We start from the raw sequence: 15,132 nt of genomic DNA on the forward strand, positions 1-15,132 counted from the left end.
TCCCCTTGGGCTTCGCCAGGTCGCGCTGCGGGGGGCTGCCGGGTGTGTCCGTGCGCGGCGCGCTCGCGGTGGGTACCGCTCGCTGGACGGGCGTACCGATTCCGGAAGCGGCTGCCGTCACCGCCCGTGTGGGGACAGGGGTGTTGGTCGTGGGTGACCCGGCGTCGGACGGGTTCGTGGCGGCCCCCTTCGGCTTCGCGCTTTGGCGCTGCGGGGCGATGCCGGGCGTGTCCGTGCGCGGCGCCTTCGCGGGCGGCAGCGCACCCCTCACCGTGGGCGCCGGCTCGAATGCCGGTGCGCCCGACTCGCCCGGCACGTCGATATGCGGCTCGGAATCCTCGGGACGGCGCACCGCAGCTCGCTGTATCGGTGCGCCAAGCCCCGTACGCCTGGCGGCCGGAGGTCGGGGCGGGGTGTTCCCGCCCCGACCGTCCTGTGTGGACGTGGGAACCGCAGCCCGCTGTTCAGCGGCCGGTGCGGAGTTCGGGGCAGCGGAGGCGGACGGGCCGGGGCCGTCCCGGTCGGCATCCGCATCCGCAGGCAGGGACGCCGGGCGCGGTGCGGCCGGCGTGGCCGCCGGGACGGCAGGAGCGGTCCGGTGCGTCGCCGGCAGGACCCGCGGGGCGGTCGAGGGCGCAGCCGGAGCCTTGGTCAGGGGCTGCCGCGCCCGAGGCGAAGAAGACGGTGGCACGGGCCTCACCTGGACACCGCGATTCGCCGTTCCCGCCAGTGTCGACGTCAAGTCTCGTGTCGACAGGGGTGGTTGACTTCCCGTCCGCGAGGGCCGGTCGGCACGCGCACGCTGCACGGGAGGCACCGCAGGCCCCGGGGTCACGGGCACCGCCGGTACGGACGCGGCGGGCCGGGCCCCCGCGCGCATCGAGGGGATCCCGGTCGCCGCGGGGGACTGCATGCCGGTCTGGATCGCCCGGAGCGGCGCCACCGGCATGCCCGGCACAGCGGGCATGCCGGACGAACGGCCCGACGGCAGGTCCGGAGCGGGCCGTTCGAGTCCCGAGACCGGGCGGGCGAACCCGGTCGGCGTGCCCGACAGCAGGCTGCTGGCCGCCGCGGGGTCCAGGACCGCGGGGGAGGGCGCCCGCGTGAACGACGGGTCCTGCCAGGTCGTCAGTCGCCCGCCGAACCCGGTGTCCGCGACGCCCGCCGGGCCGTTGCCCGCCGTACGCCGCAGCGGCGGAAGGCCGGCCCAGGCGGCGACGGCCACTGAGGCCACGGGTGCCGCGGAGGTTGGGGGAGCCGGGGGAGCCGTGCTCCCGGTGGCCTCCGCAGCCCCCGAGCCCTGAGCCGGGGAGCCGTGGGACGCAGCGGCGCCGGCGTCGCCGCGCCGCCCCCGCAGCCGGTCCAGGAATGCCACCTGCTCAGCCCTCCGTCGCGCCGCGCGTCACGAGGGACGCGATCTGCTCGGTGTACCGGCGCCGGTCCTGGTGCTCCAGGTCCAGGATCGCGTCCAGGCCCCAGTGGAAGTGGTAGGCGACGTACGCGATCTCCTCGTGCAGCCGGTCGGTCGCGTACGTCACGATTCCCCCAGGCGGCTCCCGCCGAGTTCCACCTCGAAGGGCTCCGAGCAGTGCGGGCACTGCACGGCCGCGCGGGTGTGGCCCTCCGCGTTGATCTGGCGGTAGAAGTCCTGGAGGAACGCCAGGTCGGACGCGAACATGTTCTCCACGATCCCGTCGTGCACCATAGGGAGCGCGCCCAGCCGGGTGATGACCCGGCCGAGCAGCACCACCGAGAGGTACGCCGGGTTCTCCTGCACGCGCACGTCCCGCAGCGGGACCAGCTCGTCGCGCGCCGTGGACAGCCGCATGACACCGTCACGGTGCACGGTGCCCGCGTCGTCGACGTAGCCGCGCGGCAGCTCGAAGGGGAACTCGGTGCGCAGCGACTGCCGCGGCGCCGGGTCGGCCGGAGGGCCGGCGGGTGCGTGGTCCGTTGCGGCGGCGGGGGCCGGGTGGGGGAGATCCGCCCCCGCCGCCGCGGTCTGGGGCACCGCGGAACCCGGAGCCCTGGCAGCCGAACGCCGCATTATTCGATGACCAGTTCTTCGAACACGATGGTGACGGACTCGGTCAGCGCCGCCGCCTCGCCGGCCTTCACCGTGCTCGTCTCGATCTTGCTGCACCAGGCGTTGCGCAGGTTGTAGCGCTTCACCGGGTTGTCCTGGTAGTCCATCATGATGATGGAGGCGTTCTTGCGGGCCGTGCTCATCTGGCCGCGGATCGAGTCGTTGATCCACTGGGTGAACGACGTCGATTGGGTCATGCCGCGCACGACCGTGCACTGGCCGTTCTTCTTCACGCCCGGCAGAAGCGCCACCTCTGCACGGCCCTGCGAGCTGTTCTGCTGGTAGGTGATGACGTCCTGTTCGAGGGTGAGACCGCTGACCTCGGCGAGGTACTCGACCATCACTCCGTCGATCTGGAGGCCGAAGTTGTGTGACGTGAGGGCGTCACCCGGCTGGAGACTCATGTGTTCGCTGTCCTTCTGAAGGGAGGAGGGGCAGGGGGAGGCGACGGAGGCGGAGGCGGGCCCCGCGCCCGGTTACTCCTCCAGTTCCCCGTTGCCGCTGGAGAACTGCGCCAGCCGGAAGATCACGAACTCGGCGGGCTTGACCGGCGCGATGCCGATCTCGCAGATGACCCGGCCGAGGTCGACCGACTCCGGCGGGTTCGTCTCCTCGTCACACTTGACGTAGTACGCCTGCTCGGGGCTCTGCCCGAACAGGGCGCCGTTGCGCCACTCGTTGACCAGGAACGCGGAGACGTTGCGGCGGATGCGCGCCCAGAGGTTGTGGTCGTTCGGCTCGAACACCACCCACTGGGTGCCGATCAGGATCGACTCCTCCAGGTAGTTGAAGTACCGGCGGATGTTCAGGTAGCGCCACGCGGGGTCGGAGGAGAGGGTGCGGGCGCCCCAGATGCGGATGCCGCGGCCGGGGAAGGCCCGGATGCAGTTCACGCCGATCGGGTTGAGCAGGTCCTGCTCGCCGCGGGTGATCTGGAGCTCGAGGTCGACGGCGCCGCGGACGACCTCATTGGCAGGGGCCTTGTGCACACCGCGCTCGGAGTCGTTGCGAGCCCAGACGCCGGCGACGTGACCACTCGGCGGCACCAGGCGCGACTGCCCGGTTGCCGGGTCGAAGGACTTGATCCAGGGGTAGTACAACGCGGCGTACTTGGAGTCGTAGTTGGCCGTTTCCTGGCGCCAGACCCGGATGTCGCGGGCGTTCAGGCCGGGCGGCGGGTCGATGATCGCGACCCGGTCGCCCATCAGCTCGCAGTGCGCGATCAGCCCGAGCTGGACCGCCTTCACGGCGTCCAGGTCGATCGCGCCACGCTGGTACGCGGCCATCAGGTCGGGCACGGCGACCATGGAGATCTCGTCGACGGCCTCCAGGCCGCCGAAGCCCGTGCGGTCGGCGGAATCGCCCAGGTACTGCGCCGGGCCGGGGTGAGAGCCCTCGGTACGGCCGGCCGGGGCGCTGGGCGTCGAGGACGCGGGCGGCGGCGCCGGCAGTACCACGGTCTGGTTCTCCGGGCGGGCCGGCTGCGCGGCCGGCGCGGCCTCGGTCACGGCGATGAGCTTGGAACGCTCCTTGACCTGCGTGACGACGTAGGCACGGCTGCCCTTCTTCGCGGTCACGTCGAAGGTCTCGACCGGCTCGTCGCCGTCCTTGACGATCAGCTTGAAGCGTTCGGCGGGCCCCTCGCCCTCGGCGTCGGCGACCTCGACGGACAGCGCGCCGCCGCGGCCCTGCGCGGTGACGGCCACGGCGAAGGCACCGAGCCGGCGGGGCTCGGCGGCGGGCAGCGCGGACGGGGCGGCAGCATCGGTGACCGCGGCGGGCGCGGACGCCTGCCCCTGCCCGGCGGCGTCCTCGGCGGAGCCGCCGACGCGCACGACATACGCCGCCGAACCGCCGTTGTTGAAGAACCCGTAGACGGAGTGGGCGAGGTAGTAGCCGTCGGTGAAGTCGCCGAAGGCCGCGACGTACTGGGTCCAGTTGGTCACCAGCGTCGGCTCGTTCAGCGGGCCGGTCGACGCCAGACCGACGAAGGCGGCCACAGACGTGCCGACTCCCTCGATGGGGCGCGAACCGCTGGCCACCTCCTCGACGTAGACGCCGGGCGACAGATAGGACGGCATGCTCTGCTCTCCTCCGGTACGAGACAGGACACCCACACTGTGGCGCGCGCGTCGCGCCCGCCGGAACGTCCCCCGGTACCCGACCGGGGGCACCGCCGCTGCCCCCGCCGCTGCCCGGAGGGGCAGGCCCCGGGGCACCCGGCGACGGGCCCGGCCGCACGGGCCGGCCCGATTGCCCCGAGGTCTGCCCCCGCGGACCTGCGGGGCGGGCGGGGGCTCGGGTAAGGGCGGACGGTCAGCCGCCGGGACGAGTCGTGAGGGAGCGCCGTGCGCGCGCACGGTGAGCGGACCCGTCGTCAGCCGAATGCCGTACGGCGCGTCCAGGCCGGCCTGGACGCCCGGGGCGTGCAGATCGCCTGGCCGACGGGGGCGCCGACGCCCCGCCTCCGATACGGGCCGGGTCGGTCTCCCCCTGAAGGAAAAGCTCGTGCCGTATGCACACAAGACCGGGGAACCGCCGCCCCGGGGCGGACGCGGGGCGGGTACGTCGGGGCAACCAGGTCTGCCCCCGCGACTCCTGACCGCCGGCGGCGGCGCGGTTAGCGTGCCGGGGGTGAGCCTCTGGACTTCCCTGGAACCCGCCTCAGTCACCGTCGACCCCGGCAGCAGTGCGCGCGTGCGCCTGCGCGTGCGCAACACCGGCGACGTGGTGGACGAATACCATTTCGAGCCCGTCGGCGACGTGGCGCCCTGGACGACGGTGGAACCGGCGACCTTGCGGTTGTACCCGGGCACCACCGGTACGGTCGAGCTGACGTTCGCGCCGCCCCGGACCCCTGATGCCACGGCGGGGCCCAACCCGTACGCGGTCCGGATCACGCCGACCGAGCATCCCGACGCCGTGACCGTGCCGGAGGGGAACCTGACGATCACCCCGTTCACCGAGGTGCGCGCGGAACTCGTACCACCGACCGTCAAGGGCCGCTTCCGCGGGCGCCCGAAACTGGCGGTCGACAACCTCGGCAACACCAAGGTGACGGCATCGGTCACGGGCAGCGACAACGGAGACCACCTCACGTACGAGATCCGCCCCGGGAACGTCCAGATCGAGCCGGGGCGAGCGGCGTTCGTCGACACGACCCTGCGGTCCCGGCAGATCATCTGGTTCGGCTCGAAGGAGGAGCGGCCCTACACGCTCGCCGTGCGCCGCTCCGGCATCGAGCCGTTGGAAGTCGAGGGGACGTACGTCCAGCGCGGCTTCCTCCCCCGCTGGCTGGCCACGTTCTTCGGGCTCTTCCTGGCCATGGCCATCGCCTCAGTGATGATCTGGATCGCATACAAGCCGCAGGTCCGCAGCCAGGCCACCGAGGCGACCGAGCAGGCGGGCGCCGTCCTCCCGGCCACTCCGGCTCTCTCCCCACCGCCCCCGCCGTCGCCGTCGCCCAGCGCCGAACCCGCACCGGCGAAGTCCGACAAGCCCAAGGAGGAGGGCGGCGGGGGAGGACAGTCCCAGAAGCCCGCGGGACCGCCGCCCGTGGTGCCGGCCGAAAGGGTGCTGCTGCGCAATGCCGCCACCAGGAGGTGCGCCGAACTGCCGGGCCGCGACAAGGGCCAGATCAACATGGCGGTCCAGCAGAGCGACTGCGACGGCACCGACGGGGACAACCAGCTCTGGAACCTGGAGGTGAAGTACCCCAAGCTCGGCCCCGGCGGTAAGCCGCTCTTCCAGATCCGCAACGTCAAGGACCAGTTCTGCATGGACCTCGGTGAGTACGGCGCCCGGCCCGTGGGAACCGGCATCGGCGAGTTCCACTGCGACGGCACCACCGCGGACAACCAGCTGTGGTGGATCGACAAGCAGGACAGCGGCGACTACTGGATCCGCAACTACGCCAGCAACAGCAGGTGCCTCAACGTGAACGGCGGGGCCAGCGTCGGGGACCGGCTGAACATCTCCGACTGCACCAACACCGGCAACCAGGAGTGGAAGATCGTCCACCCCAAGAGCGACTGAGGCCTGCGGCGGCCGGCCCGGTCACCCGGGCCCGGGTGACCGGGTCACCAGCCGCCCCGCCTTGCGGTACTCGCGTCGGGCGCCCTCCAGGAGGTCGTCCGACGTCACCTCGCCGCCGCGCCCGGCGGCGCGATAGGCGGCGGTGACCACCGCGCTGCGGATGGACCCGCCCGCCAGCTCGAAGTCCCGGGCCAGCGGGGCCGCGTCGATGCCTTCGGCGGACGGCACGTGCGCCAGCCCGTGCCGCCACAGCGCGAGGCGCTGCCCGGCGTCCGGGAACGGGAAGTCGACCACCAGGTCCAGCCGCCGCGTGAACGCCTCGTCGATGTTCGCGCGCAGGTTCGTGGTCAGCAGCGCGATGCCGCCGAACGACTCCAGCCGCTGGAGCAGGTAGGCGCTCTCCAGATTGGCGTAGCGGTCGTGCGCGCCCCTGACCTCGGAGCGTTTGCCGAAGACGGCGTCGGCCTCGTCGAAGAGCAGTACCGCGTCGGTGCGGTCCGCCTCCGTGAAGATCCCCTCCAGGTTCTTCTCCGTCTCGCCGACGTACTTGTCCACGACCGAGGACAGCTGGACCACGTACAGATCGAGCCCCAGGTCGGCCGCGACGACCTCCGCCGACAGCGTCTTGCCAGTGCCCGACTCCCCGGCGAACAGGCCGACGACGCCCCGGCCGCGCCCGCCGCCCGCGCTGAGCCGCCAGTCGCCCAGCACGCGGTCGCGGTGGCGGGCCCGCAGGGCCAGTTCGCGCAGCTGCCCGAGGGGCCCTTCGGGCAGCACCAGGTCCCCCCAGTCCACGGCTGGCCGGATGCGGCGGGTACGGCTCTCCAGCCCCGAGACCGACTGGCGGCGCGCGGCGCGCCGCACATGGGCGGCGGTGACCGGACCGCCGTCGAAGGCGGCCAGTTCGCGTGCGGCCTGCGCGGCCCGCCGCACGCGGTCCCCGCCGAGGCGGTAGGGGGCCACCGTCGAGGCCAGGTCGAAGCCGGCGCCATCCGCGCCCAGCGCGGCCAGCCAGGCGGCCGTCCCACCGTCCCGGCGGGCCGGCGCGTCCAGGACCAGGGGGTCCTCGGGGCACCAGTGGGGATCGTAGGGACGGGGATCGGCCAGCAGTACGGTCACGTCCGGCGCCGCGGCGAGCGCCCGCACCAGTGGGCCGGGCCGCTCGGGCAGCGCGGGGACGACGACAGCCCGGCCGCTGAGGCGCGCCTCGCGCAGCAACTCGGCCACGTGCTCACCGGGTACGGCGCAGCACAGCGCGTCCAGGCCCGCGGCGCGCAGGGCGGTGGCGTACGCGGCCAGGCCGTCGCCCTCACGCTGTTCCCGCAGGTAGACGGTGGCGGTGCCGGACTCCAGGAGGGTCGCGAGCCTGTGGGTGAACCGCTCGGCGGCCGTGTCGGGGGGCAGCGGCTCCGGCATCGGGCGCAGCAGGCCGAGCAGTGCGGTGTCCGGCGTGTCGTCGCCGAGGAGATGCCCGATGAGTCGGTCGGGCACGCGCAGTGAGCGCGTCAGAAAGGGGCGTTCGGGATCCTCGACCTCCAGCAGACCGAGAGCCGCGAGGGGTGCGCCGGCGTGCAGCCGGGCCCGGGCCGGGGCGGAGTGCGCGGGCACCCCGCACAGGTCGAGGGCGAGGCCGACGGTGGCCCGGCGTCTGCTCACGTCGTCGTTGAGGTAGCCGTAGAGCGGCTCGAAGGTTCGGTCGACGTCGGGTGCGAGGGCGGTGAGCACGACGGCGACGTCGAGTTCGGTGAGGCCCGCCCGCGCGGCCAGCCGGGCCAGCCGGTCGGCATGGCCGGTCGCGCCATCGGTTCCGGTGCCGGCCCCGGTAGTGCTGATGGCGGCGGCGGTGCCGGATCCCGTTCCGTCGTCCGTCACCACCGGCCAGGTGTGCAGGAGGTGGCGCACCGCGCCGTCGGACAGGTACAGGCCACGCAGGGGGTCGTCGGCCGTGGGATCTCCGTCGGCCCGCCGTTCGACGAGCTCGGACACCCGCGCGCGCAGCCCGCCGAGACGGGCGAGCAGCGCGCGGGCGGGGTCGTCGACGGCATCCTGCGGTGCCCCGGTGGCCGTCGTCTCCGGACCCGGCGCCGAGACGTACGGGGCGCTCACGGCGCGTCCGGGCGGCGGGGGACCTCCTGGCGGGAAGCCGCGTTCTCGTTGGAGGCCGCGTCCTTGCGGGCGGCCCGAGCCGCCCGGGCGGCCGCCACCTGGTGGGGACGGTGCGAACGGCCCTCGGACACCGCCGGGTTGCCGTCCACACCGCTCACCCGGACCATCGCGCCCTCGGTGACGGGAGGCCCCGCGTCGTACTCCGGGAAGGCCGGGAAGGGCGCGGTCACCACCAGGTCGAGGGACGGCTTCAGCTCGCCGCCGAGCGCGGACCAGATCTCGGCGAGCGACCGCGATTCCGTCTGGATGCCCGCCACCGTCAGCGGTACGGACAGACTCAGCGCCCGCAGGGAACCCGGCAGTTCGTCCGGCGGCAGCACCTCACGGGGCAGTAGCGTCGCGAGTACGGCGGACAGCAGCCGGTGCTCGTCCTGCGGTGTCTTCGTCCACGCCGTCACCAGGTACGACAGCCGGAACCAGCGCGGCGGCTGACTCCGCCGCACGACCACATCGCGCTCGTCCCGTACCGCCACGTGGCCGCGCTGACGCCGGGCCACGTCCTCCCGGATGTCGTACAGGTAGGTGTTGACCACGGGGGCGTTGCGCCGCGCCGCCCAGTCGCGGGTCGGTGCCTCGAAGGACACCTCGATGCCCGACCCCGTCAACGCCCCGCCGCCGAGCAGGCCCTTGAGTACCTCGTCCACCTCGTGGATCACGCCTGCGCTCCCGCTCTGCCCGCACGGCCGTTCCCTCCCGGTCCGTCGTCCACCGCCGATCGTCACCCGGGCGCCTTGCGGGCCGCAGGGCCATGGGGGACGACCGCCGGGCAGTCCTCCCTGCCCCCGCGGACACGCCCCGCCGCTTTCGACTGCCCGGACGGTCAGATGTAGCCTTCCCGAAGGGCAAAAGCCACGGCGTGCGCCCGATTGCGCAGCTGAAGCCGTGTGGTGAGGCCGTGCACGACGTTCTTGACGGTCCGTTCGGAGTAGGCCAGCTTGCCCGCGATCTCGCCGGTGTCGAAGCCCTCGGAGACCAGGCGCAGTACGTCCACCTCACGGGACGTCAGCCCGAAGGCCGGCATGTCGGTCCGGCCCGCCGTACCCCGGTGCAGCGTGGCCACCTGCTGGATGAGTCGGCCGAGCAGATCGGCGGGCAGGTCACCTTCACCGCGGGACGCGGCCAGTACCGCTTGCACCAGCCGCTCGGCAGTGGCCTCGTGGCGCCAGACGATCGCGCCGACACCGCACTCCACCGCGTCCAGCAGCTCGCTCTCCCGCATCGCGCCCACCACGAGCACGGCACGCGCCCCCTCGCTGCGCACGATCCGGCGCAGCCGGACCAGAGCCGCCTCGTCGAGCGTGTCCACGACGAGCAGGGCCACCGTGCCCGGGCCGGACTCCTCGCGCAGCTCGACCTCCGGGTGTCTGCGCAACTGGCCGGCCGCGCCCTCACGGCTGATGGGGTCGGTGGCGGACACCGTCACGGGGACGCGCCGGTCCACGGAGCCGGCGGTCCGGACCGCGATGTTCCGGCCCGTGGTAGGAGAGGACATGCCGGGAGAGGACGGGCCGGGAGAGGACGTGGTCGTGGTGCGGGGTGAGCTGAGCAACCGATTCCCCTGTTCAGCGGCCCGCCGCGGAGTGCGGGCCGGTGGCGGATGAGCTTCAACCCTTCTGCGGCCGCCGCAGGGACCGCAATCGTGGAGGACCACGAGCCGTACCACGAGGCCGTGCCGGAGACCACCACGAGATCGGCCGCCCCCGCGCACGTCACCGCAGTTCACAGCGGACACCGACAGCATCGGGCAGCTCCGGGTGACCGCAGTGAGGTACGCCACTCCAGACCACGCCGGTGAGGATTCCGCCATCTCACCCGGCGTGAAAGCACACCTTCCACCACAGGAGCCGCTGATGACCGGTCCGCTGCTCGAACGCGACGTGACCCGGGCGCTGCTCGCGGCAGAGGCGGAGCGGGCCCGCTTCGGTTCAGGCCGCCTGGTGCTGCTCCAGGGAGCCTCCGGCACCGGCCGCACCTCCATGCTGGAGACCGCCGTCCGGGACGCCGAGGACCTGGGCCTGCGGGTGCTGTGGGCCCGCTGCTCGCCGGAGGACACCGGGGCGCAGTTCTCCGCGGTGCTGCAACTCCTGGGTCTGGTACGGGACTTCTCCGACCTCGCACCGGACGGCGACGACCGGGGGAGCGCGGCCCGGCTGTGGAGGCTGCTGCGTGCCTATGCGGCCGAGGGCCCGCTCCTGCTCGCGGTCGACGACGTCCATCTTGCCGATGCCGCGTCACGCCGCTGGCTGCGGGAAGCGGCCCGCCGCATCGACCGATTACCGGTGCTGCTCGTGGTGAGCGAACGCAGTCAGTACGACATCGAGGCCCGGCCCCCTGGCCTCGCGCAGTCCCTGCCTGCGTCCCTCGTCCGGACCCACACGATCGAGCCGCTCGGCGACGCGGCCGCCACGGAGCTCGTCCGGGTCGCCTTCCCGGCAGCCGGACCCCACTGGACGGCCGAATGCGTACGGGTGGGCGCCGGCAGCCCGATGCTGCTCCACGCCCTGCTCGACGACCTCGGCGGCCCGCGGGCGCCCGGCCCCGCAGCGGCGGCGGTCCCGCCTCTGCCGGACACCTGCGCCGCGCTCTATCCCGGGAGCTATCCGGCGGCGGTTTCGTGGTGGCTGAACAGTGCGGGTGCGGCGACGGCCGAGGTGGCCCGCTGCCTGGCGGCACTGGAGGAGGCCTGGCCCCGGCAGACACACGAGGCAGACGGGACGGGGGGAGCGGCAGGAAGCCGCACCGGACGCGGCACGGGCGTCCGGGTGGGCACGGACGTGGCCGGGGTACTCGCCGAAGCGGCCGGGGCGGATCCCGCACGGGCCGCCGGCTGGCTCACCGCGATGACCCGCATCGGAATCCTGCGCCCGGACCCGGCCGGCCTGCCCCGCTTCGCCCACCGGCTGCTGCGGGACGCCGTGCTGACCGGCTGGCCGACGTCACGACGCGAGGCGGCGCACCGGGTGGCGGCAGAGACGATGCTGCGACGCGGCGAACGCGCCGAGGCGGTCGCCGCCCATCTGCTGCGCACGCGGGGCGTCGGACTGCCCTGGGCACTGCGCGTGCTGCGCGACGCGGCGACGGCCGCGGTGCACGACGCCCGCCCCGGCGACGCCGCAGGCTATCTGCGCCGCGCCTTGGACGAACCGCTCTCCGACGACCGGCGCCAGCAACTGCTCACCGAGCTGGGTTCGCTGGAGTACGCCTCGGCCGACGGCGCGGTCGCCATCGCACGTCTTGCGGAGGCACAGCACCTGCCGGCCGCCCCTCGTGACCGGGTGCGCGCGGCCGTTGCCCTCGGCACGGCCCTGGTCGGCCGCGGCGAGGTCACCACGGCTCTGGAGGTACTGCGGCGCACGGAGGACAGCCTGGACGGACATCCGGGACTCACCCGGACCGTGCGGACCGCCACCGCGCTACTGGCCGACTCCGACCTCTCGACCCGTCAGGAGACCTACCGCAGGCTCTGTGAGAGCGGCGTACACGCGCCGGAACTCGTCGGCACCGCCAGCCGTGCCCTGCTGGTGCGCTACGAGGCGACGGCCGGTCTGATCTCGGCCGGCGAGGCCATGACCCGCGTACGGGCCCTGCTCGCACAGCCCTCCGACCCGCTGGCCGAGCCGTTCCTGCTGGGCACCGCGGCGGCGGTCGCCGAGTGGGCCGACGAACTCGACGAGGCCGAACGGCTCGTGGACCGCGGTCTGGTCGGCCAGCACCCAGCCCTGCTCCACCCCATGGAGCACGCGCTGCTCAACACTCGCGCCGACATCGCCGCGGCGCGCGGTGACGTCGCCCGGCTGATCGCCGTGCGCGACGACGGCGCGGCCGTCGGCGCACGCGCCCACGGCGGCCCCTCCAACCGGGACGCCCATGTGCTGATGGCACTCGTCCACACGGGGCGCTTCGTGGAGGCCGCACGGCTCGCCGACGCCTTCGACCTGAGCCGGGCCCCGGAATCATGGGAGCTGAACCGGTTCCTCTACGCGCGGGGAGTGCAACGCCTGGCCGCCGGCGATCCGGCGGGCGCGCTCCACGACTTCCTGGAGTGCGGCCGCCGCCAGACCGCCCGCGAGGTGCTCAGCCCGGTCGTCACCCCGTGGCGGACGGCGGTCGCCCAGTGCCGCCTTGCGCTCGGTGGTGGTCCGGAGGCCTTGTCCCTGGCCACCGAGGAGCTGCGGCTGGCCCGGGTGTGGAACACTCCGCGCACCGTGGGTCGCGCTCTGCGCGTCCTCGGCACGGCGACCGGCGGCCGCCGCGGACTGCACCTCGCCGAGGAGGCGGTCGAGATCCTCAGGGATGCTCCCGCCGACGCCGGCATGGAACTGGTGGAGGCCCTGATCGCCCAGGGCCGCCAGCTCCTCGCAGCCGGCGAACGGGGACAGGCCCGCGAACGGCTGCGCGAGGCGGCAGACCTGGCCGAACGCAAGGGCGGCCTGCGGCTGCTCACCCTGGCCGAGCAGGCCCTCCGGGAGGGCGGCGTGCGGGTCCCTGCCGCGGCGCGGACCGGCTCGGGGGCCCTGACCGGCAGCGAGCGCCGCATCGCCGAACTGGCGGCGGCGGGGCGGACGAACACCGAGATCGCGGACCTCCTGCACTTGGCCCGCCGCACTGTGGAGACTCATTTGACGAGCACCTACCGGAAACTGGGCATACGCCGAAGGTCGGAACTGCCCGCCACTCTGTTCCGTACCCACCCCCCGACCGTCGGTGCCCGGGAACCGTCCTGAGGGCGGCCGAGTCTCGCAGGATGCGCCCGGCCCGCAAGGGGTGAGCGCAGAGGCTGTCATCGGCCTTGGACACGGAGGGTGGACGGGAACGGCCTGCCGAGACGCGTCCGCTCACCCCCGCCCGTGGGGCTTCTTCTCGTGGGGGTGGCGACGGCGTCTCACTTCTTACCTCGCAAGGTTCGCAGGAGCGACTGTGTCCTGCTCATGCCGGGGCCGCCGTCGAGTTGGTTCTCACTCTCGGGGGTGACCCAGCCCAGCGCCTTCCAGAACTCGAGGGCCTCCGGGGGGAACAGGTGCTGGAACTCGTCCGCTTTGATGGCCATGTCGGGTGCCTTGGCGGTGCTGTGGTCCTGTTCCATGACTCCTTGATGCTGGCCGGTGTACTGCTTGAGGAACTTCTCCATGTAGCCGGGGCCCGAAATGTCGGAGGCCAGGCCCGCGAGATCCCCTTCGATGTTCTTGGAGCCGTACTTTTCCTTCAGATCGGTGAAATGTTGCGGAAGGTTCCTGAGGATTTCTTCCATGAACTCCGACCCGGGCGCCAGGATGAAGTTGTTGCCCAGAACTCCCTTGCCGTAGCGCGCAGTGGCCGCCTCGCTGAGGTCCTCGGGGGTCGGATCCTGATCCGTCTCCTCACGACCCAACGCGGTGTGCACGCTGTTCTTGTCCCTCAGCCGCGGGGCGAGAAGGGGAACTTCCTCGCTGTGCATCAGCACCTCGGGCGCCGACCTGAGCTGTACGGTGCCCGGTGCGACGTCGACGTCCATGTACACCCCGCCATATTTCTTCATCACGGTGTAGCGCAAGATGTCGGAGGCCAGATTGTGGGCGCTCTTCCTCTTGGCGTCCTTGTAGATCCGGTAATTCTCCTCGCCCGCGTTCTCCTTCACCAGCTTGTCGCTGTCGGCGCGGATCTTCAGACGGTTACCGAAGATCTTTTCGAGAGCCTTTACCCTCGAACTGCTCGCATCGGTCCACAGAGTCAGCGTCCAGTTGCTGTCCTCGGCGTTTTCCTTCCACGCGTTCAGGTTGGCCACGACGGCATCGCCGGGCTTGCCGCCCAGCCAGATGAAGTGCAGGTCCCGCGGCACTGGGACGCGGCGCGCCGATCGCGGCTTGTCAGCCCCGCCCCACACCTGCTGAACGATGTCGGCCTGAGCGGCGAAACCCCGGCCGCTCAGGCGGTTGAGCAGCAGTCGGTAGATGTCCGATCGGTCCGTGGCCGCCAAGTGGCGCACGTATCCCACGAGCCGATCGTGGTCACCCGAGTAGAGTTCGGTGTTTTCATGGTCGCGCAGTTGGAGACTCTCGCCGCGTGCCGACTCCACGGTCTCCTGTTCCCCGGGACGCTCTTCTGTCGCCGTCCCCTCTCCAGGGGCCCGCTGCACCACCGTGGCGACGTGCGGCTCTCGCGCCGGGCTCCGCCCGGTCGCGACTCGTTGCACGGACGTCGGCCCGCTCATGGGCTGCTCGTGGCTGGTGCACCCCGGGCCGTGTCGATGCCGGTCGCCGGGCAGCGGCCTGCTCCCGCGCTGGACGGGAGCAGGCTCGGCCATGGCCCGGTCGGACGCGGTTTCCGCGAAACGTTCGCCCCGGTCACGCGGATGCGAGATGGCAAGTCCGGCACCGTTGTCCGTACCCAAAGCCGGTTCCGGGTCCATGGTGTGGGCCAGCTCGTGAGCCCAGTCCTTCTTGCTCATCGCACCGCCGTCGACGATGTGCCCGCCGGCGGCGAACGCCTTGGCATCGATCAGGACAGCCGCTTTGCGCGCGACGGTCCCGTCGTGGACCTGCACGGCACTGAAGTCCGCCCCGTCGTAGCGTGTTTCCATCTCCTGCTGCAGAGACGGCTCCAGGGGATGCGACGGTGATCGCAGGGCTTCGTCCACGGCCGCCCGCTGCACTTGCGCATGGTCGACGGTCTTGTCCGGAGCGGGCCCGGCCGAAGCTCCACCTCCTGCGGAAGCGAGTCGCTGTAGATGCTTCAGCCAGTGAGAGTTCAGTCCGACAGCCTGGCCGGCGCGGGACGGCCCTGGCGCCCTCCGGCCGACTTGCCCGGCATCCTTCTCGTGCGCACGCACGCGGCACACTCCTTCGCGCAGGGGGATTCTGCCCGCCTGA

General features: G+C 72.7%; 11 protein-coding genes and 1 pseudogene. 3 read left to right on the forward strand and 9 right to left on the reverse strand.

Annotated features, from left to right (window positions below; translation table 11 throughout):
• Positions 1 to 352 (reverse strand): annotated as a pseudogene (locus ACFXGI_RS27390) (hypothetical protein); the annotation flags it as partial.
• A 559-nt stretch (positions 353 to 911) separates the two neighbouring features.
• Between ACFXGI_RS27390 and ACFXGI_RS27395 the strand changes: the two are divergent.
• On the forward strand, positions 912 to 1,304 hold the full coding sequence (locus ACFXGI_RS27395; protein WP_384711911.1) for a hypothetical protein: 393 nt from the start codon (positions 912 to 914) through the stop codon (positions 1,302 to 1,304).
• A 75-nt stretch (positions 1,305 to 1,379) separates the two neighbouring features.
• Here the strand turns inward: ACFXGI_RS27395 and ACFXGI_RS27400 are convergent, their stop codons facing one another.
• The 4 genes from ACFXGI_RS27400 to ACFXGI_RS27415 form a co-directional block, all read right to left on the reverse strand.
• On the reverse strand, positions 1,380 to 1,538 hold the full coding sequence (locus ACFXGI_RS27400; protein WP_187743631.1) for a DUF6760 family protein: 159 nt from the start codon (positions 1,536 to 1,538) through the stop codon (positions 1,380 to 1,382).
• On the reverse strand, positions 1,535 to 2,047 hold the full coding sequence (locus ACFXGI_RS27405) for a hypothetical protein (protein WP_384711919.1): 513 nt from the start codon (positions 2,045 to 2,047) through the stop codon (positions 1,535 to 1,537). The genes ACFXGI_RS27400 and ACFXGI_RS27405 overlap by 4 nt, the downstream gene beginning before the upstream one ends.
• Entirely contained in the window at positions 2,047 to 2,490 is a 444-nt protein-coding gene (locus tag ACFXGI_RS27410) for a phage tail protein (RefSeq protein ID WP_030862950.1), read from the reverse strand. The genes ACFXGI_RS27405 and ACFXGI_RS27410 overlap by 1 nt, the downstream gene beginning before the upstream one ends.
• Before the next feature lie 72 nt (positions 2,491 to 2,562).
• Entirely contained in the window at positions 2,563 to 4,167 is a 1,605-nt protein-coding gene (locus ACFXGI_RS27415; protein WP_384711922.1) for a phage tail sheath family protein, read from the reverse strand.
• Positions 4,168 to 4,720: 553 nt separating this feature from the next.
• Here ACFXGI_RS27415 and ACFXGI_RS27420 point away from each other — a divergent pair.
• Positions 4,721 to 6,121, forward strand: a complete 1,401-nt coding sequence (locus ACFXGI_RS27420; protein ID WP_384711924.1) for an RICIN domain-containing protein — start codon at positions 4,721 to 4,723, stop codon at positions 6,119 to 6,121.
• A 21-nt stretch (positions 6,122 to 6,142) separates the two neighbouring features.
• Here the strand turns inward: ACFXGI_RS27420 and ACFXGI_RS27425 are convergent, their stop codons facing one another.
• The 3 genes from ACFXGI_RS27425 to ACFXGI_RS27435 all read right to left on the reverse strand — a co-directional run bounded on the left by ACFXGI_RS27425 (position 6,143) and on the right by ACFXGI_RS27435 (position 9,836).
• A complete protein-coding gene (locus ACFXGI_RS27425) occupies positions 6,143 to 8,227 on the reverse strand; it encodes an ATP-binding protein (protein ID WP_384711928.1) in 2,085 nt (694 codons plus the stop codon).
• Positions 8,224 to 8,943, reverse strand: coding sequence for a DUF4255 domain-containing protein (locus tag ACFXGI_RS27430; RefSeq protein WP_384711931.1), 720 nt, complete (start codon positions 8,941 to 8,943; stop codon positions 8,224 to 8,226). The genes ACFXGI_RS27425 and ACFXGI_RS27430 overlap by 4 nt, the downstream gene beginning before the upstream one ends.
• 164 nt (positions 8,944 to 9,107) lie before the next feature.
• Entirely contained in the window at positions 9,108 to 9,836 is a 729-nt protein-coding gene (locus ACFXGI_RS27435) for a response regulator transcription factor (protein WP_384711934.1), read from the reverse strand.
• A 301-nt stretch (positions 9,837 to 10,137) separates the two neighbouring features.
• Between ACFXGI_RS27435 and ACFXGI_RS27440 the strand changes: the two genes are divergently transcribed.
• The gene (locus tag ACFXGI_RS27440) at positions 10,138 to 13,011 is read left to right on the forward strand and encodes an AAA family ATPase (protein ID WP_384711937.1); all 2,874 of its coding nucleotides are present in this window, start codon (positions 10,138 to 10,140) and stop codon (positions 13,009 to 13,011) included.
• A 158-nt stretch (positions 13,012 to 13,169) separates the two neighbouring features.
• Here ACFXGI_RS27440 and ACFXGI_RS27445 read toward each other — a convergent pair whose 3' ends face one another.
• Entirely contained in the window at positions 13,170 to 15,092 is a 1,923-nt protein-coding gene (locus ACFXGI_RS27445; protein ID WP_384711940.1) for a TcdA/TcdB catalytic glycosyltransferase domain-containing protein, read from the reverse strand.
• Positions 15,093 to 15,132 lie beyond the last annotated feature (40 nt).

The organism is Streptomyces sp. NPDC059355 (assembly GCF_042752335.1).
In the GTDB taxonomy this organism is placed as follows: domain Bacteria; phylum Actinomycetota; class Actinomycetes; order Streptomycetales; family Streptomycetaceae; genus Streptomyces.

Excerpts from the sequence above, each read along its gene's own strand:
- ACFXGI_RS27395 (WP_384711911.1), top strand. The coding sequence starts at position 912 with ATGCCGGTCTGGATCGCCCGGAGCGGCGCCACCGGCATGCCCGGCACA.
- ACFXGI_RS27405 (WP_384711919.1), bottom strand. The coding sequence starts at position 2,047 with ATGCGGCGTTCGGCTGCCAGGGCTCCGGGTTCCGCGGTGCCCCAGACC.
- ACFXGI_RS27410 (WP_030862950.1), bottom strand. The coding sequence starts at position 2,490 with ATGAGTCTCCAGCCGGGTGACGCCCTCACGTCACACAACTTCGGCCTC.
- ACFXGI_RS27415 (WP_384711922.1), bottom strand. The coding sequence starts at position 4,167 with ATGCCGTCCTATCTGTCGCCCGGCGTCTACGTCGAGGAGGTGGCCAGC.
- ACFXGI_RS27440 (WP_384711937.1), top strand. The coding sequence starts at position 10,138 with ATGACCGGTCCGCTGCTCGAACGCGACGTGACCCGGGCGCTGCTCGCG.